This window comes from Halorubrum cibi (genome assembly GCF_900182635.1).
Taxonomy (GTDB): Archaea; Halobacteriota; Halobacteria; order Halobacteriales; family Haloferacaceae; genus Halorubrum; species Halorubrum cibi.
This window is the reverse complement of record NZ_FXTD01000011.1, coordinates 26,332-44,073: the sequence shown is the minus strand read 5'-3', so window position 1 is coordinate 44,073 and position 17,742 is coordinate 26,332. Positions and strand designations below refer to the sequence as shown.

The following is a 17,742-nucleotide window of genomic DNA, read 5'->3' as shown; positions in this document are numbered from 1 at the left end:
ATTATGGTGGCCCCCGTCGACGCGGAACATGACTGACGTACCCGTCGGTCGGCTCATGTCGACGGAGCTCGTGACGGTCGCCGCCGAAGCCACCGCGGCGGAGGCGGCCGAACGGATGCTGGAGACGGGCGTGAACTCGATCCTCGTCGTCGACGAGGCCGGCCGTCTGGAGGGGCTGCTCACCGGGTGGGACTTCGTGCGGCTCGTCCGCGAGAACGACCCTCACGACGCGACGCTCGTCGGCGAGTGTATGACCGCCGACGTCGTAACCGCCTCCGAGGACGACTCGGTCGAGGCGCTCGCCGACCTCGCCGATGGCGAGTACAGTCACCTCCCGGTGACCGACGGGGACGGGGTCGTCGTCGGAATGCTGTCGACGACCGACCTCACGAAACACCTCGCCCGCCGGTAGTCCCCGACGGGGGCGAAACCCCTTGCGCCATCCGGAAGAACCAACACGCCTCACGGACGAGGTGTGATATGGACTTACACGATCGCACCCGAGTCAGCGAGGTCATGTCGACGCCGCTGGAGACGATCGGCGGCGACGAACCGATCCGCGAGGCCGCGCGTCGCATGACCGAAGGTGACATCAGCGCGCTCGTCGTCACCGCCGGCAGCGGCTGTATCGTCACCCAGAGCGACATCATCGGCGCGGTCGCCGCGGGTCGGGACACCGAGGAGACGCTCGTCCGCGACGTGATGACGGAGGACGTCGAGACCGTGACGCCGGACCTGCTGATGGAGGAGGTCGCCGCCATGATGACGATGTACGGCGTGAAACACCTCCCCGTGGTCGACGACGACTACGTCGGGATGATCTCCTCGACCGACGTGACCGCGCACCTGTCGTAGTGAGCGTCGGTCTGCTGCCCGGTTCCGTCCGCTTCGGCCGATCGAAGCCGGTCGGGTGATCTACGTACCGACGCAGAGCGCTGAGTAATTATATTATGTCAGAGAAACTGTAAGAAATAAAAACCGGAGTTCAGCAACTTACCCTAATAATTTATCAATTCAAGAGACAGTCATGAGACTATGAGAGATAGCCCGGGGTCCGGACGCCTCCGAGCAAATCGCCGTCGGGTTCTTCGGACGGTCGGTGGTCTCACGACGCTGGGCATCCTCGGTACGGGTGCTCCCACGGTTGCTGGCGATCCTGGCGACGAACTGTGGGTCTTCGAAACCAATGGTGCGATTGAGTCGTCCGCAACGGTAGTTGACAACACCGTCTTCGTCACGAGTTCCAACGGAAATCTTTACGCAGTCGATATCGAGACGGGCAACCAGCAGTGGGTCTTCGAGATCGGCGTCTATACGGAATCATCCTCGACAGTGGTTGATGATACCGTCTTCGTCGGGGGAACAGTAGATACATTTGACATTTTGAAAGGAACGGGTCGTCTTTACGCGGTAGATGCCGAGACTGGCAACCAACAGTGGGCCTTCGAAACCACCAGTCAAATTGGCTCGTCGCCGACGGTGGTTGATGGGACCGTCTTCGTCGGGGATTGGGATAGCAATCTCTACGCGGTGGATGCGGAAACCGGTGAACAACGGTGGTCATTCGAGACCGGCGGTGCGATTCAGTCGTCGCCGACAGTGAGTGATGGTTCCGTCTTCGTCGGGAGTCTGGATCGCAATCTCTACGTGGTGGATGCGGAAACGGGAGAGGAACAATGGGCCTTCGGAACTGACGGTACGATTCGGTCGTCGCCGACGGTGAGTGGTGGTTCCATCTTCGTCGGGAGTACCGACGGCAATCTCTACGCGGTGGATTCGGAAACGGGAGAGGAACAGTGGGCCTTCGAAACTGGCGAGGGGATCTTTTCATCGCCGACGGTGAGTGGTGATTCCGTCTTCGTCGGGAGTGATGGTGGCAATCTCTACGCGGTAGATGCGGAAACCGGTGAGCAACAGTGGAACTTCAAGGCCGACTATGGGATCTACTCTTCGCCGACGGTGGTTGAGGATATCGTCCTCGTTGGTTATCGTGACAATCTCTATGCGGTGGATGCGGAAACGGGCGACCAACAGTGGGCCTTCGAAACCGGCTCGTCGATACACTCGTCGCCGACGGTAGTTGATGGGACCGCCTTCGTCGGGAGTGATGGTGGCAATCTCTATGCAATAGACACTGGTCTCGATGGCTCAAGTGAAGGTTCCCGTGTACTGCTTGGAACGCTGGGACACCACGGCGACTGGCGCTATGCCGACCAATCAATCGACATTCCTGCCTACGCGTTATACGCCTCGTGGGTTCGAAACAACGTTGAATGGCTTACCATCGGAGGTGTTGGGATCGGAGGCATCGCTGGTGGTGGATATCTGTTCCGGCGACGCAGGAAGACTCAGCAATCGGATCAGGAGTCCCCTGAAGAGTCCAGTAGTAAACCGTCTTCCACACCCTCCTCAGAGACGGATCCATCGACGACGCCCACAGAAGAGTCCGAAACCGACGGCTCATCGAAGGTCGATGAGCTTCGATCGGAGGCCGAAACGGCCCTCGAAACGGCCGTCTTCGCCAGAGCGAACGACGAGTTCGACGAGGCAGCCGACGCCTACAGCGAGGCTCTCATCCAGTATCGAGCAGCCCTCGACGAACTCGACGCCGGAGCCACCGAGACACGCGCGGAGATCGAGGAGTCCATCGACTCGACACGTGGCGAATTAGCGACTATCCAGACCCGCAACGAGCAACGGGACGATCTCAGGGAGGTGCTGAGAGCGGCCGAACGGAGCTTTCAGGTGGGTATCGTGGCCTACGCTCAGGCTAGCCGGACGCTCGCCCGGATTCGGTTCCGGCAGGCGCGGGATTCGTTCGAGGAAGCCATCGATATTCTCCAAGACGGCGACGACGACCTGCTCACCTCGTCCGTGGAAGTGAGCGTCCAGCCCGATCGAGAGTTGGTCTCGACGACGCTCAGTGAGCTACCGATGATCCCGGACGCAGAGACGGCGGCCCTGACCGACGCTGGAATCGAGACGCTCGGCGAACTCGAGAGCAGCGAGGAACCGCCGTGGCTCCCTGCTGCCGTCGAAACACTGGTGACTGAAGAGACGACGAATGACGGGGTAGCGACGACACTGACGCTGCTGTCGTGGTGGAACGACGCCGATAGTTACGAGTTCGACACCGAAGAAGCGGTTTCACGGCGACGTGAACAGTCCGAATACGGATTCGCTCAGAGTTCATAGGAGACTGTGATCGAGCGGCAGCTCTGCCGTATTGGGGCTGTCTGTCCCGCCCGAGTATCGGAACACCTCGGTGGAGAGATCGACGTTTCAGTGATCAATATACACTCGGCGGGCAGTTCAGTGAGGTTGAGGGCTCGAGAACGGGGATTCGATCGAACTCCTTCCGCCTCGCACCGCTCAAAACAGCAACAGCGGCGTTCCGACCGCCAGCCCGACGGCGATGAGCACGAGGTTCCAGATCAGCACCGGCCGGACGAGGTCGCGGCCGACGCTCGCGGCGAAGGCGGTCTTCACGAGGATGCTCGAGACCGTGCCGGCGACGATCCCCGCGACCGCGGTGTCGACCGTGACCTGGCCGGTTCCCAGAAGCGAGACGGCGGTCGTCGTCGCCGTGCCCGAGGAGACGAGCCCCGCGAGGAACGCCGTGACGACGAACCCGGTCGCGCCGAACGCCCGCTCCGCGCCGGCGGAGACGAGGAGCACGACGAGGAACAGCCCGCCGAAGGTGAGCGCGTTCCGCAGGCTGAACGGGGAGGTGAGTTCGGCCTCCACGCCGGTCCGCCACTCGCTCCGCCAGAACGCGATCGCGACCCCCGCGACCGTGATCGCGCCGAGGGGCGCGCCGACGGCGAGGGCGGCCTCGGGGACGAAGACGACGACGAGCGCCGCGTTCCGAAGCGCCATCGCCGCGTTCGCGAGCAGGATCGAGCCGACGGCGATGTCGACGAGATCGCTTCGTCCGGCGGCGCGTTTGGCCATCTCGGCGACGACCGCGGTGGAGTTCACGAGCCCGCCGAAGAAGCCCGTGACGGCGTAGCCGCGGCCCTGGTATTTCTTGACGAGCACGTAGTTGACGAACCCGATCGCGCTTATCGCGACGACGAGCGACCAGACCAGCCGCGGCTGGACCGCCCCCCAGGGGTCGACCGTCTCCGCGGGTAAAATCGGGAAGACGACGAACGCGAGGATGGTGAACTCGACGGCGCTGCGCACCTCCTCGCGGGAGAGCCCCCACGCGAACTGGTGGAGCTCGCGTTTCAACACGAGCAGGAACGAGGAGAGCACCGCGACCGTGACCGCCTCCAGAAAGAGGCTCGCCGCGACGAGCACGCCGACCCCGTAGGCGACGAGCATCGAGACGGAGGTGGTGAGAGAGAGGCCGTCCACGTCCGTCTCGACGAAGCTCCGGACGGCCAACAGCACGGCGCTGGCGACGATCAGGACCCCGCCGACGACCAGCAGTCCCGGCTCGCCGGCGACGGAGAAGACGGCGGCGACGAGGCTGACGAGCGCGAACGTCCGGATCCCCGCCGACTTCTGTGACCACTCGCGTTCGAGCCCCAGGAACATCCCCAGAAGCGTCGCCAACACCAGCTTGGCGACGTTCGTCTCCAGGTAGACGAGGAGGTCGACGCCGCTCACCACGGCGGGTCACGCCTCCGTTTTCCGCGTCGGAGCGCCCGTCGGTCGCGTCGGATCGGTTCCACGGATCGACACCTCGTCACCGGTTGGTCGGCTCCCGCGGGAGGTCGAGCGCCTCCGTGAGGTCGTGTTCCTCGCCGGTGAGCACGTAGAGGACGTCCTCGAGGATCACGACGAGCTCCGGGAGCTGTCTGGCGACGAGGTAGGTGATCCCGATCAGCGCGACGACCGCGAGCAGTTGGCTGATGATACGGTCCGAAACCAGAAACGAGACGCGGTAGGGGTCGGTCGCGCCGAACATCGCCAACACCAGCTCCGGCTGCCACTGCATGTACTGGTTGCCGGCGACGACCGTGATGAACGTCGTCCGGAGGAGGTTGAGGACGTAGATGAGCGGGATCGAGACGGCGAGCGCCCGAAGCTTCCGGTCGAGCGGCCCCTCCACCGCGGCGACGAGCCCGCCGAAGATCGCCATGCTGCCGAGCCCCGTACACGCCAACACGACGTTGATCCGCATGCGGTGGCCGTCCTCGAGCGTCCACGCGAAGGCGGCGTCGTACCCCTCGTAGTTCGCCACCCGCTCGGGCGCGTACCCGAGCAGATCGATGAGCACGCCCGTCTGGTTCGCGACGATCTCGATGAGGATCCGTCGGGGCTCCGGGACCGCCACGCCGGCCAGCGTGAACGCGGGGATCGTCTCGAACGGGAGGTAGATGAACAGCATGATCGAGACGGCCCTCGTGAGCGTAAAGAGCGACGCCCGCCCGTCGTACAGCAGGTAGCCGACGTAGACGCAGGCGGGGACGCCGACGAGCGCGAGGATCGACTCGACGTAGCTCTGGTGTTCGAACGCGAAGTACGGCACCGTCGTCAGCCAGAACAGTCCGAAGAGGCCCCACGTACCGGCCGCGAGCGCGCGTCCCGCCGCATACCCGCGGGAGTCGAGCAGCCAGGCGGCCGCGAAGAGGATCGCCACGATCCACGCGAACGTGAACGTGTCGGGGACCACGCTCAGTATCGCGGGGACGCCGGGACCGAACATGTGGAGAGGGTCGGGGGTCGTCGAATAAAGCCCTTGTCGTTGCCGGAGATCCGAGGAGGGAGACTGAGTAGGGGACTACCGCTTCTCGCCGTCGATTCACGGCGCGTCGCGCGGTCGACCGGTCCGAGGAGCTATCGCTCCTCGCTGTCGAGCACGCGGATCTGGTCGCCGCGGACCGTGACCGGGATGGGGACGGTCGCCTCGTACAGCTCGACGGTCACCTGGTCTTTGCCCTCGTCGATGCGCTGGACGCGGGCCTTCTCGCCCTTGAACGGCCCCGCGATCAGCTCGACGATGTCGCCCTCGGCGATCCCCTCCACGTCCGGGGTCGGCGAGAGGAAGTGTTCGACCTCCGAGAAGGGGCTCTCCGCGGGACCGTCCGCGCCCTGGATGACGCCGCGGGCGTGGGGGATCTCGTCGAGGATCCGGGCGAAGACGCTTCCGTCGCTCGCCTCGACCATCACGTAGCTCGTGAGCTGGTCCGGGGCGATGACCGCCTGGATCTCGGGCATCTCCTTTTCGGCGAGCATGTCCGCGACGGTCCGCTCCTGGCGGGCGGTCGTCTTGACCGAGAAGATCGGCATTACGCGCCGACCCCCGGAAGGAGGCTCATGATCGCGAACATCAGGAAGCCGAGGAAGCCGATGAGCAGGATCCCGGCACCGGCGATCTTCGACACCTGGAGGAACTCGTCGGTGCTCGGCGTGCTCGCCAGCTTCAACACGCGGATATAGCTGTTGAGGTCGTACGGGACGTCCATGTTACGAGCGAGTTCGTGACGGGACGGTTTTTACCTTTTGATGCGGGTTCGGGGCGACGCCGTCGCCGCGAGACGGTCTCACTCGACGTAGTCGATGTCCTCCATCTCGGCGGCGGCCCCTTCGGCGTCGCCGTCGTTCTGGCCGTAGATCTGCGGCGACTCGACGCCCGTGACGACGATCATCGTCCGCATCTCGCCCTCGAGGTCCTCGTCGACGGAGGTCCCCCAGATGATCCGGGCGTCGGGGTCGATCCGGTCGTAGATCTCCTCGACGACGCCCTCCGCCTCCTCGATGGACATGTCCTGTCCGCCGGTGACGTTCACGAGCGCGGAGTTCGCCCCGGAGATGTCGACGTCGAGGAGCGGCGAGCGCAGCGCCGACTTCACCGAATCCTGCGCCTTCGACTCGGAGTCGGACTCGCCGAGGCCGATCATCGCGACGCCGCCCTTCTCCATCACGGTGCGGACGTCGGCGAAGTCGAGGTTGACGAGGCCAGGCTTGGTGATCAGCTCCGTGATCCCCTTCACCGAGCGCATCAGCACCTCGTCGGACACCTTGAACGCCTGGCGCACGGGGAGCTTCCCGACCGCGTCGAGCAGGCGGTCGTTGGGGACGACGATCACGGTGTCGCTCACGTCGCGGAGGCGCTCGAGGCCGGCCTCGGCGTTCGTCCGGCGGACCTCGCCCTCGGCGGTGAACGGGGTCGTGACGATGGCGATGGTGAGCGCACCGGAGTCACGGGCGGCCTTCGCGACGACCGGGGCCGATCCCGTACCGGTCCCCCCGCCGAGCCCGGCGGTGACGAACACCATGTCGGAGCCGTCGATGGCGTCCTGTATCTCCTCTTGGGACTCGATGGCGGCCTCCTCGCCGACCTGCGGGAGCGACCCCGCGCCGCGGCCCTGGGTCTTCTGTTGACCCATCAGGATCTTGGTGTCGGCCTCGATGTTGACGAGGTGCTGGACGTCGGTGTTGGCCGCGACGAGCTTCGCGCCGTGGATCCCCTCCTCGGTCATCCGATTGACCGTGTTGCCGCCCGCGCCGCCGCAGCCGACGACGGTGATGTTGGTCTGGAGGTCCTGGAGGACGTCCTTCAGCTCGTCGTCGGTCATCGTGCCGGTCTGTGGAGCCGCGCCGGTGTGTTCGTCCTGAGCGGGGTCGCCGGGACCCCCGGAGCCGTCCGCCGGGGATTCCTCGGCTTCGTCGATGGCGTCCTCAACGATGGAGTCCATGATATGGTTGCGTTGCGACCCCGACGTATTTATTCTTGCCCGATCGTCCGACTCGCGTCAGACGGCGGGAGCCCCCGCCAGTCGGCCCGAGGGGGCCGATCGCTCGGTTCGAGCCGCTCACTCGATCGGGAACCGCTCCTCCGAGCGCGTCGAGACCGCGTCCGGGGTGATCGCCTCGCCGTCGACCTCGACCGTCTCGCCCGACGCGAGCCGCCCGAACGCCGGACCCTCCGGCACGCCCAGTTCGGCCGCCAGTGACGGGTCGAAGGCGGTCTCGCGAGCGATGACGGCGTCGTCCTCGACGACGACCTCGTCGTAGCCGGACTCCAGGACGTCCGCGAGGTCGGCGATCAGGTCCGCGTATCCGGAGTCTGCGTCGTCGCCCGCGAGCGCGACTTCCCTGGCCGCGCGCGTCCCCGCCTGCTCGGTCCCGAACGCGACCGCGTTCGACTCGACGACCTCGCGGGCGGCCTCGGCGTCGACGCCCTGTGCCCGCGCCAGCAACTCGGCGGGTAGATCCCGAACGGTCACCGCGTCCGCCGGATCTCCGGGGGCGTCCCGACCGTCGCGGTCGACCGCGTCGTCCTCGGGAGCGACCGAGCCGAACCGGAGCCCCTCGTCGACGGACCCCATCGCCTCCTCGAGCCGCTCGACCAGCGCGAGCGGGCGGTCTCCGACCTCGCGGACCCACGTCTCGCTCACGACCCGGTGGCCGATATCTCGGATCGCGTCGGCAAGTTCGGGACGATCCCCCTCGATCACGGCGTGATCGGCGCGGCTCCGCGCGAACGCCTGCTCGATCACGTCGCGGTTCGCGTCCGGCGCGCCCATCTCGTCGAGCGTCCAGTCGGCCCCGACGTGACCGACGGTCCACTCCGTCTCCCGGACGATCCGGGTGAACCGTGGGGCGTAATGGCCGCCGCCGAAGCCGACGACGTGGCGGTTCCGACCGTCGGATCCGCGGAGATCCGGCCCGCTCCCCCGAAGCTCGAGAACCGCCCTCGCGACCGCCCGGGCGCCTTCGGGATCGGCCCACTCGGACTCATCGGAGCCGAGTTCGGCGAACAGCGAGGGGACCGCGGCGTCGGTCGGCCCGTGGTGGGTACACTCGATCCCCACGTCGTACCCCTCGGGCGCGTGCGTCGCCATCGCGTCGACGACGCGGCTCACCGCGCCGGGTGCGGCCCGCGCGAGCGTCCGCGGTTCCCCGCCGTACTCCGCGGGGCCGAAGTTGCCGGTGACGTGGGCGGTCAGGAGCGGGCCGGAGTTCCCCGAGTGTCGCGAGACGAACACGAGGAGCTTGGGGTCGTCGCGCTCGTCGTTCCCGTCCGCACCGTCGTCTTCCCCGTCTTCGTCCCCGAAGGCGGCCGCGGGGTTCGACAGGTCGATGTGGAGGCCGTCGAACTCCCGGAGTTCGAAGCCGTCCGTCCGGTAGTAGGTCCCGCCGCCCGCGGCGTCGGGGCGGCTCCCGTCCTCGCGGCTCGTCCAGTCGCCGATCTCGAGAAGGCGCTCACCAATGTGTTCGGAGGCGCTGTCGGCCCGGCTGACGACGATCGCTATCACGGCTCCGGGTGCGCGGTCGCCGGCCGAATAGCCATCGGTTCGGGTCCGGTAGAGTGGCTATCGGTCCGGATCCGGCGGATCGCCGTCGGACGCGCGGGCGACTCCCTCAGACGTCGAGCGCGTCCGCCAGCTCGTGGAACGACTCGATCGTCAGGTCCGGCGACCCGGCGAAGGCGTCCAACGGCGACCCTTTCCGATCCACCCAGACGCCCTGCGCGCCGGCGTGTTCGGCTCCCATCACGTCGAACCAGGCGGCGGTCACGTGGGCGATCCCGTCGATCGGCGTCCCCGTTCTCGCGGCCGCGTGGCGGTAGAGTTCGGCGTCGGGTTTGAACGTCTCCACCTCGTCCGCGCTGATCGCGTCCTCGATGACGTCGCCGATCCCGGCGTGGTCGATCATCGCCGAGAGCATCTCCGGGTCCCCGTTCGAGACGACGTAACAGTCGTACCCGGCGTCGCGGAGCCGCTCGATCCCCGCTCTGACGTCGTCGAAGACGTCGAGTTCGTGGTACACCGCGAGTATCTCGTCGCGCTCCTCCGGCGGGACGTCGACGCCGTGGAAGTCGAGCGCGTACTGGAGCGCGTCGCGGTTCATCTCGTAGAACGGCTGATAGGCGTCGACGAAGTTCGCGACGAACGTGTACTCGAGCGACCGCGCCCGCCAGAGTCTCGAAACGGGCTCCGGGTCCGCGACCCGCTCGGCGAGCGCCTTCTCGGCGGCGTCCACGTCGACGAGGGTGCTGTACGAATCGAACGTGACCGTCCGTACCCGCTCCGGTAGGAACGACATTCGACGGGTCTTCCACGAACGCGGACATAACCGTGCCGCCCTCGTGTGGGATCGTCGCACACCGGCAGACGGCCATCCGCGGTGATCTCACGGCAACAGCAGGTAGATGAACCCCCCGTACGCGACCACGAGGACCGCGCCGTCGACCCGCGTGAGCCGGTCGCCGCGGTACATCAGCCCGACGACGAGCAGGGTGAACGCGAGGAGCGCCGGGAACTCGAAGCTCCGGATCCCCGGACTCACGTCGATCGGGGAGACGAACGCGAGCAGGCCGATCACGGCCAGGACGTTGTAGATGTTCGAGCCGACGACGTTGCCGACGCTGAAGCTCGCCTCGCCGCGGACGGCGGCGACGACGCTGGCGGCGAGTTCGGGAAGCGAGGTGCCGACCGCGAGAACGGTGAGGCCGATGAAGAAGTCCGAGAAGCCGGCCGCGGCGAGCAGGTCGCGGCCGCCGTCGATCAGCCAGCGCGAGCCGAGGACGAGCGCGACGATGCCGCCGATCACGACGACCACGTCCCTCGCCTCCGCGTCGGGCATGTCGTCGCGCTCCGCGGTGGAGATCCCGGCCTGCGTCCGCTGAACCCGGCGCAACACCACGACCGTGAACGCGACGAGCGCCGCGAGGAGGACGCCTCCCTCGAGGGGGCCGATCCGGCCGTTCCACCCCAGCCCGACGAGCAGCAGCGCGGCGAGGATCATGAACGGCACGTCCCGGCGAAACACCGTTTCGGAGACGTCGAGCGGGCGGATGAGCGCGGAGACGCCCAGCACGAGCCCGATGTTGGCGACGTTCGATCCCACGATCGCGCCCAGCCCGATGTCCGTCGAGACGGTGAGCGCGCCGAGCACCGACACGAACAGCTCCGGCGTGGTCGTCGCGAACGCGACGACGGTCACCCCGACCGTCGAGGCCTTCAGCCCGACCGCGAGCGCGAGATCGCGAGCGCCAGCGACCAGCAACTCCGCGCCGGCGTACAACAGACCGACGCCGGCGAGGAGGAGCATGAGTTCCGTCACCGGCGATCCGAGAACCATGGCCGCGGTTCACGCCGTCGTTTCAAAAGCGACGCGATACGACGCGGAGGAACGAGGCGAACGGAGCGAGCCAACAGGGCGAGCCAACGGGGCGAGACCACGAGCGGTGACGGGCGTCGCCCGGACGGTGAGGAGGGTGGCTCCCTACGCTCGCGTCGCGCGGAACTCCCCGTGTTTCATGCCCACGACGAAGACGACGGCGCCGAAAGCGACCATCGAGGGGACGACCATCATCAGCGTCGTCGAAAGCGGCATCATGCCGCCGCCGACGAGCCCGGCGGTTCCGACGACGATGAGGAGCGCCACGAGACCGGCCGCACGCGGGAGGTCGAACTCCATACGATCGGTTCGGGTTTCGCGTACCTAAGGGTTCGGTCGGTCCCTCGGACGGTGACCACCGTTCAATGCGGTGGCGCACCCTCGAGCGCCGAGCGTGCGTAAGTGGTCGTGAGCGGAGCGGCCGGGGCGTCGCCGATCGCTCCGACGGCCAGTCCGCCTACCGGTCACCGGACTCTTCGGAACCGTACCGCTCCCGAGCCGTCGAGAACGCCGACTCCTCCCGCTCCCTCGTCCGGCGGCCCTCCCGCTCGGCCACTGCCTCCGGGTCCGGGCTCGCGTCGTCGTCGATCCGGGCGAAGGAGGCGTGGACCTTCGCGTGACACCAGCGACACAGCGCCACCGTGATCTCGTGCGGGCCGGCGTCGTCGGAACCGGCGTTCTCGTCGGAATCGACGCCGACGGCGTCGCCGACGTCGTCCGCGCTCGCGTCCGTTGCGCTCCCGTACGAGAGGTGGTGTTCCTCGACCAGCGATCGGGCGTCCTCGTGGGCCAGCCGGACCTCCTCGAGCCCGCAGCGCGCGCACTCGCGACCGTCGGTCGTCGATCGGTAGTGCGGACACGCCCGCCACTCGCCGCCCGAGCCGACGTGACAGGCGTAGTCGTCGGCGCGCCGCTCGGCCGCGAACGCGAGGTCGTCGCCCGCCCGCGTCAGCGCGAACCGGCACCGCCCGTCGTCGGTGAGGTGATCGCACGTCCCGGCGGTGGCGTAGGGATCGTCCACCCCGACCGGCGTGCCCTCCGGCGTCCGTTCCATGCCCGCCGATCCATCCCGGTACACTTCAACTCGACGCGGGAGGCGTCGACCGTCACTTCGGCGTGAGATCGATGTGAGGACGACTCGACCGGCCGAAACCCGTCGCGCTCACGGCGAGTACCGGAAAAGCTGTACGGTTCCCCAGACGCCCTAACCCGTCACGTGGTATACGTCCGCATGAACCACGCGAAGGGTGACCTCCTGACCGTCGACGTCGGAGCCCGCGAGGCGGAGACGACGGACATCGACGACGTGCTGGCCGCGTTCGTCGGCGGCCGCGGGGTGGCGACGAAGCTCGCACACGACCGGATCCCGTTCGACGCGGACCCGTTCGGCCCGGAGAACCGGGTGTACCTCTCCTCGGGGCCGCTCCAGCACTCCCAAATGAGTTTCACGGGACGGATGAACATGACCGGCCTCTCGCCGCTCACGGACGGACTGCTCTCGACGAACGCCGGAGGCTACCTCTCGCGGAATTTCGTCGACACCGGGCACAGCGTCCTCGAGGTCACGGGCGCGAGCGACGAACTGCTCGCCGTCCACGTCCGGGACGGCGGGGGGGACGACGGGACGGGCGACGGCACGCCGACCGTCGAGTTCGAGGAGGTCCCCGAACTCGCCGGCGCGGAGGTCCCGGCGGTGACCGAGGCGATGCGCGAGCGCCACGGCCTCGAGAGCGAACACCTCGCGACGGTCGGACCGGCGGGCGAGAACCGCGTCCGGTTCGCCTGCGTGATGACCTCGGACACGCGCGCGTTCGGCCGCGGCGGGCTGGGTGCCGTCCTCGGCGCGAAGAACGTGAAGTGTCTCACCTTCGCCGGCGACTCGCCCGCCCGCGTCGACCTCCCGGAGGAGATACAGTCCGAGATCCACGGCGAGGCGGCGACGGCCGACGACGTCATGAAACGCCAGGGGACGACGAACGGGACGGAGTTCATCAACGACGAGTTCGGCCTGCCGACCCGGTACTTCTCGGAGATGAGCTTCGAGGGCGTCGAGGGAATCGGCGGGGACGCGGTGGAAGAAAAGAAGTACAAGAAGGCGGCGTGCTCGATGTGCGCGTTCGCGTGTAAGCTGCCGACCCGCGACGAGGAGCGCGGCGTCGAGACCGAAGGCCCGGAGTTCGAGACGGTGATGGCGTTCGGCAGCAACGCCGGCGTCGACGACGTCGTCGACGTGATGATCTCGAACGACCGGTGTGACGACCTCGGGATGGACACGATCTCCGCCGGCGACACGGTCGCCGCCTACCTCGCGAGCGAGGACGCGTTCGGCGACGCGGCGCTGGTCCACGAGACGCTCGAGAAGATCGCCCGCCGCGAGGGAGTCGGCGACGCGCTCGCCGAGGGCGTCGCCCGCTGTCACGACGAGTTGGGCGTCGAGAACTGGTCGGTCAAGGGCCTCGAGTTCGCCGCCCACGACGGTCGGGCGATCCACGGCCAGGGGCTCTCCTACGCGGTGGCGAATCGCGGGGCAGACCACATGTACTCGTCGTTCCTCAGCCTCGAGTACAACGGCGAGGTCGACCCGGAGGGACTGGCGGGGAAACCCGAACGCCTGATCGAACGGGAGAACCGACAGGCCGTCCGCGACTCGGGCATCTTCTGTGCGTTCGCGAGCGGCTACGTCGACGACGAGGCCAGATCCGAACTCCTGGACGCCGACTTCGAGGACCTCCTCGCGATGGGCGACCGCGTGATAGAACTGGAGCGGCACTTCAACAACCGCCGCGGGTTCGACCGCGAGGACGACCGGCTGCCGTACGACTTGCCCGACTTCGAGGCAGCCCTCGACGAGTACTACGACCTGCGGGGCTGGAACCCGGACGGAACGGTCCCGACCGGGAACGTCGCCGGCGGGCCCGCCGGCGTCGCCGACGACTGAGAGGATCCGGTCGGGCTGAACGCCCCGGCGGGAGTGACCCGGCAGACGCGTCACCTGCCGTGACGCCTCATCCGCCGTGGATCGGCGGGGCCGCGCGAACCTCGTCGCCCGCCGACAGCGTCGTCTCGAGTCCGTCGAGCCGAGAGACGTTGACGCCGTCGACGGTGAGGCTCACGGCGTCGCCGACGTCTCCGTCGGCACAGAGGAGGTCGGTCAGGTCGGGATGCTCCTCGAGCAGTCCCGTCAGCAGGTCCTCGAGGGTCGCGCCCGGCGGAAGCTCCCGGTCGACCGTCTTCGATCCGACGACGTCCCGAACGGGGCCGTAGGCCCGAAACACGACCAGCATGGGCGCGGGTACGGACGGCACCGAATAAGCGTTGGCGGTTTCGGCGGTCGTCGCGTCGGCGGTCGTCGTGTCGGCGGTCGTCGAACGGTTCCGTGACTCATCCCGCGTCGGTCGCGTCCGTTCGAACGGTCTCGAGTGCGACTCCGAGACAGAGCGTGCCGACGAACAGGAGGACGGTGCCCCCGGCGAGGACCGCTCCCGCGATCCGCGGGATCTGTTCCGCTATCGACGTGAAGACGCGGACGTCGAGTGCGATCACCGCGAGCGCGCCCACTCCGTTGAAGGCCATGTCGAGGACCGTGTCGCGGAGGCCGTAGTACTCGAGCACCGGCGGTCTGTCGACGTACTCGCCGAGTTCGCGGGCCGCGAGTTCCACGAACTCCCAGAAGACGCCGGCTCCGAGCGTGAACAGGACGGTGAAGCCGACCGCGTAGAGGTCGGTGACCTGCGAGGCGAGCGCATGCTGGCCCCGGAGGCTGCCGTAGACGAGTGCCGCGACGAGGGCGGCCGAGACGGTGTGCGTGAGGTGGTCCCACCACCCGACGGTCTCATACCACCCCAACATCCCCAGCATGTGGAGGAAGCCAGCGGCCGCGATCCACGCCGAGAGTTCGGGGGCGAACGCGACGCTCGTCCCGATCGCGCGTGCGATCGCGAACTCGGCGAGCGTCGGCGTCGCGGCCGCGACCAGGGACGCGATCCCGTTCACGACCGCCCGGAGGTCCCGAGACCGCGCCCCGACGAGGAGCGCTCCGAGGATCCCGGCGAGGAACACGAGAAACGCGGCCTGTAGAACGGGCGTCATGGAGGTTCCGGGCGTCCTCCGCGATTCTCACACCAGGCTCGCGCCGTCGCAGTCGGTCCGGGCGTACTCCACGTCGAGCAGCTTCAGGAGGGTGGGCGCGACGTCGAGGAGGTCGGCGTCCTCGATGGCCGCGGCGGGGTGATCGACGAAGAGCGCGGCGTTCTCGAAGGTGTGCATCCCCGTCCGCGGCCCGTCGGGGTCGAAGACGCGGTCGCGGGGCCGGAAGCCGGCCTTCAGGTCGAACCCGGAGTTCGGGATCGCCACAAGGTCCGGCGCGATCGCGTCGTGGTCGCCTCGGAAGGCGGTCTCGCGCTCGACGACGCGGTCGACGACCGGCTTCCCGTTCGGCCCCTCCCACGCCTCCAGGTCCGCGATCAGTTCCGCACGGACCTCGTCGTACTCGCTCTCGGGGACGACGCCCTCCGGCTCGCGTCCCTCGAGGTTGACGTAGAACCGGCCGGGCACGAGCGAGTACGCCCGGGCGTCGCCGCCGACGTCCGCGAGCGAGTCGTGGTCGTCGTCCTCGTACGCGAGCCACCCCTCCCGCTCGAGCCACTCGTTACAGTACACGTCGTGTTCAAGCCGCGTGAACCCGTGGGTGGACCCGACGACGAGCGTGACGTCGTCGGGCAGGGCGTTCCGGATCGATCCGACGTGCGAATCGAGCGCGGCGTAGAACTCGAGGAACTCCTCGTGGTACGTTCCCGAATCGAGGTGATCGCCCCACAGGAAGTGGTTGACCCGGTCGGGGGCGGTGAACGCGCCGACGAAGAGGTCCCAGTCGTCGCGCTCGACGTAGCGCTCGAACAGCGCCGCTCTGCGGTCGAGCGTCTCGCGGGCGTGTTCGATGAACGCCGTCTTGTCCGACTTGTGGCCGAGCTTGGCGTTGACCGACTGGGTGTACTCGGCCGTCGCGAGGTACTGCCGGAGCTCCTCGGGGTGGGCGGCCTTGTCGACCTCGGGCGAGAGGTATCCGGAGAGCATCCGCTGGAGGTCCCGTTGAGGCGGGAACGTGACGGGGACGTTCAACACCGTCGCGTCGAGGCCCGCGGCGGTGGCTCGGTCCCAGACCCGCGTCGCCTGGACGTCCCGCCCCATCGGGACGTAGGTGTCGTAGGAGCCGACCTCGCGGTCCTGGAAGCCGTAGACGCCGGTCTCACCCGGATTCACGCCGGTCGTGAGGGCGGGCCAGCAGGCGCTCGACTCCGGCGGGACGATGCTGTCTATCGCCCCGCCGTCGCCCGCCTCGGCGATCGCCGAGAGCGTCGGGAACGTCTCGGGGTCGTTCGCGACGAGGTCGTACGGAAGTCCGTCGATCCCGACGAACGCCACGCGCGGAGTGTCGTTCCCCCGCAACCGGTCGAAGAGGCCCATACGCCCCCATCGGCGGAGAGGAGCAAAAGGGTTGATATCGAACGGCCCGGTCCCCGCCGCCCCGGGACCCTTTTTTGCGGGCGCAACGAGGGGATCGCATGGAGACGCGACGCACCCTGCTCGTCGACGCGTTCACAGACGACCCCCTCGCCGGCAACGTCGCCGGCGTGGTGCCCGACGCCGCGGGGATGAGCGACGACCGAATGCGCCGGATCGCGAGCGAGATCGGCGCGTCCGAGACCGCCTTCCTCACGCCTCTCGACCCCGGGGAAATGGACGTGGCGGACGACGAAATCGACGGGGTTGACGGGGAACCGAACGGGGCGGGAACCGCCCACCGGGTCCGGTATTTCACGCCGACCGACGAGGTCGATCTCTGCGGGCACGCCACGATCGCCTCGTACGCCGCGCTGTTCGCGGACGGGGCCGTCGAGGCCGGCGATCACGTCCTCCGAACGAACGTTGGCGACCTGGTGATCTCGGTGACCGAATCGGGCCGGGTCTGGATGCGACAGCGGTCGCCGACGGTCGAGCCCGTCGACGTCGATCCGGAGCGTCTCGGTTCCGCGCTCGGGATCGACCCGGCCGCGTTGCGCGACGTGGGCGCGGACCTCCCCGTGGCGGTCGCTTCCACCGGGCTCCGGTTCCTCGTCGTTCCCGTCAACTTCCTCGAGCGGCTCGGCGAGGCCGACCCGGATATGCGCGCGGTCGAGGACCTGTCCGCCGAGTTCGACGTGGCGGGCGTCTACACCTTCACCTTCGACGCGCTCGAGGCCGACTCGACGCTCCACGGCCGGACGTTCGTTCCCGCCATCGGCATCCCCGAGGACCCGGTGACGGGCACCGCGAGCGGCGCAGTCGGCGGGTACCTCCGCGCGGTGGAGGCCTTCGACGGCGACTTCCCCGAGGAGATCCGGTGTGAGCAGGGCCACTTCGTCGACCGACCGGGACGCGTTCGAGTTCGGATCGAGGCGGCCGAGGAAGGGAGAAGCGACGACGGCGTCACGGACGGAGCAGGCGTCACGGACGGAGCAGGCGTCACGGACGGAGACGGCGACGTGACGGTGAGAGTCGGCGGCGACGCGGTCGTCTCGCTCGACGGCGAGATCAGCCTCCCCGAGGAGGTCGACGACGACGAGATCATCGAGGCGTAGTTCGAGTCGTTCGAGTCGTCCGAGTCGGAAACAAGCCGGGAAA

General features: G+C 67.9%; 18 protein-coding genes. 5 read left to right on the top strand and 13 right to left on the bottom strand.

What is annotated here, in order from left to right; all coding sequences use genetic code 11:
- Nucleotides 1-28: 28 nt before the first annotated feature.
- From FN829_RS13550 to FN829_RS13540, 3 genes are all read left to right on the top strand, one after another.
- Nucleotides 29-412, top strand: coding sequence for a CBS domain-containing protein (locus FN829_RS13550; protein WP_142987498.1), 384 nt, complete (start codon nucleotides 29-31; stop codon nucleotides 410-412).
- 68 nt (nucleotides 413-480) lie between these two features.
- Nucleotides 481-855: a CBS domain-containing protein gene (locus tag FN829_RS13545; RefSeq protein WP_142987497.1), complete on the top strand. Its 375-nt coding sequence runs from the start codon at nucleotides 481-483 to the stop codon at nucleotides 853-855.
- Between the two features lie 180 nt (nucleotides 856-1,035).
- Entirely contained in the window at nucleotides 1,036-3,195 is a 2,160-nt protein-coding gene (locus tag FN829_RS13540) for a beta-alanine-activating enzyme beta-propeller domain-containing protein (protein WP_142987496.1), read from the top strand.
- A 177-nt stretch (nucleotides 3,196-3,372) separates the two neighbouring features.
- Here FN829_RS13540 and FN829_RS13535 read toward each other — a convergent pair whose 3' ends face one another.
- The 10 genes from FN829_RS13535 to FN829_RS13490 form a co-directional block, all read right to left on the bottom strand.
- The gene (locus FN829_RS13535) at nucleotides 3,373-4,620 is read right to left on the bottom strand and encodes an MgtC/SapB family protein (protein WP_142987495.1); all 1,248 of its coding nucleotides are present in this window, start codon (nucleotides 4,618-4,620) and stop codon (nucleotides 3,373-3,375) included.
- Between the two features lie 76 nt (nucleotides 4,621-4,696).
- Nucleotides 4,697-5,659 carry an archaeosortase A gene (artA, locus tag FN829_RS13530; RefSeq protein ID WP_142987494.1) on the bottom strand — a complete coding sequence of 321 codons (963 nt, stop codon included), beginning with the start codon at nucleotides 5,657-5,659 and terminating at the stop codon, nucleotides 4,697-4,699.
- Nucleotides 5,660-5,790: 131 nt separating this feature from the next.
- On the bottom strand, nucleotides 5,791-6,243 hold the full coding sequence (locus FN829_RS13525; protein ID WP_112077898.1) for a transcription elongation factor Spt5: 453 nt from the start codon (nucleotides 6,241-6,243) through the stop codon (nucleotides 5,791-5,793).
- Entirely contained in the window at nucleotides 6,243-6,419 is a 177-nt protein-coding gene (locus FN829_RS13520) for a protein translocase SEC61 complex subunit gamma (protein WP_066414288.1), read from the bottom strand. The genes FN829_RS13525 and FN829_RS13520 overlap by 1 nt, the downstream gene beginning before the upstream one ends.
- Nucleotides 6,420-6,497: 78 nt before the next feature.
- Complete coding sequence (gene ftsZ / locus FN829_RS13515; protein WP_142987493.1) at nucleotides 6,498-7,652, bottom strand: cell division protein FtsZ; 1,155 nt, start codon at nucleotides 7,650-7,652, stop codon at nucleotides 6,498-6,500.
- A 117-nt stretch (nucleotides 7,653-7,769) separates the two neighbouring features.
- On the bottom strand, nucleotides 7,770-9,215 hold the full coding sequence (locus tag FN829_RS13510; protein WP_142987492.1) for a D-aminoacyl-tRNA deacylase: 1,446 nt from the start codon (nucleotides 9,213-9,215) through the stop codon (nucleotides 7,770-7,772).
- Between the two features lie 106 nt (nucleotides 9,216-9,321).
- Nucleotides 9,322-10,005, bottom strand: coding sequence for a haloacid dehalogenase type II (locus FN829_RS13505; protein WP_142987491.1), 684 nt, complete (start codon nucleotides 10,003-10,005; stop codon nucleotides 9,322-9,324).
- A gap of 87 nt (nucleotides 10,006-10,092) precedes the next feature.
- Entirely contained in the window at nucleotides 10,093-11,043 is a 951-nt protein-coding gene (locus FN829_RS13500; protein ID WP_142987490.1) for a calcium/sodium antiporter, read from the bottom strand.
- Between the two features lie 144 nt (nucleotides 11,044-11,187).
- Nucleotides 11,188-11,382 (bottom strand): DUF7333 family protein, encoded by a 195-nt coding sequence (locus FN829_RS13495; protein WP_142987489.1) that lies wholly within the window; start codon nucleotides 11,380-11,382, stop codon nucleotides 11,188-11,190.
- Nucleotides 11,383-11,539: 157 nt separating this feature from the next.
- Complete coding sequence (locus tag FN829_RS13490; protein ID WP_142987488.1) at nucleotides 11,540-12,136, bottom strand: DUF7097 family protein; 597 nt, start codon at nucleotides 12,134-12,136, stop codon at nucleotides 11,540-11,542.
- A gap of 177 nt (nucleotides 12,137-12,313) precedes the next feature.
- On the opposite strand from FN829_RS13490, the gene FN829_RS13485 reads away from it, so the two are divergent.
- Complete coding sequence (locus FN829_RS13485; protein ID WP_142987487.1) at nucleotides 12,314-14,020, top strand: aldehyde ferredoxin oxidoreductase C-terminal domain-containing protein; 1,707 nt, start codon at nucleotides 12,314-12,316, stop codon at nucleotides 14,018-14,020.
- A 67-nt stretch (nucleotides 14,021-14,087) separates the two neighbouring features.
- On the opposite strand, the gene FN829_RS13480 is transcribed toward FN829_RS13485, so the two are convergent.
- The 3 genes from FN829_RS13480 to FN829_RS13470 all read right to left on the bottom strand — a co-directional run bounded on the left by FN829_RS13480 (nucleotide 14,088) and on the right by FN829_RS13470 (nucleotide 16,545).
- A complete protein-coding gene (locus FN829_RS13480) occupies nucleotides 14,088-14,366 on the bottom strand; it encodes a ubiquitin-like small modifier protein 1 (protein WP_142987486.1) in 279 nt (92 codons plus the stop codon).
- Nucleotides 14,367-14,463: 97 nt separating this feature from the next.
- Nucleotides 14,464-15,171 carry a hypothetical protein gene (locus FN829_RS13475; protein WP_142987485.1) on the bottom strand — a complete coding sequence of 236 codons (708 nt, stop codon included), beginning with the start codon at nucleotides 15,169-15,171 and terminating at the stop codon, nucleotides 14,464-14,466.
- A 27-nt stretch (nucleotides 15,172-15,198) separates the two neighbouring features.
- Complete coding sequence (locus FN829_RS13470) at nucleotides 15,199-16,545, bottom strand: alkaline phosphatase family protein (RefSeq protein WP_142987484.1); 1,347 nt, start codon at nucleotides 16,543-16,545, stop codon at nucleotides 15,199-15,201.
- 98 nt (nucleotides 16,546-16,643) lie between these two features.
- Between FN829_RS13470 and FN829_RS13465 the strand changes: the two genes are divergently transcribed.
- Nucleotides 16,644-17,699 (top strand): PhzF family phenazine biosynthesis protein, encoded by a 1,056-nt coding sequence (locus FN829_RS13465; protein WP_142987483.1) that lies wholly within the window; start codon nucleotides 16,644-16,646, stop codon nucleotides 17,697-17,699.
- The last annotated feature ends 43 nt before the right edge of the window (nucleotides 17,700-17,742 follow it).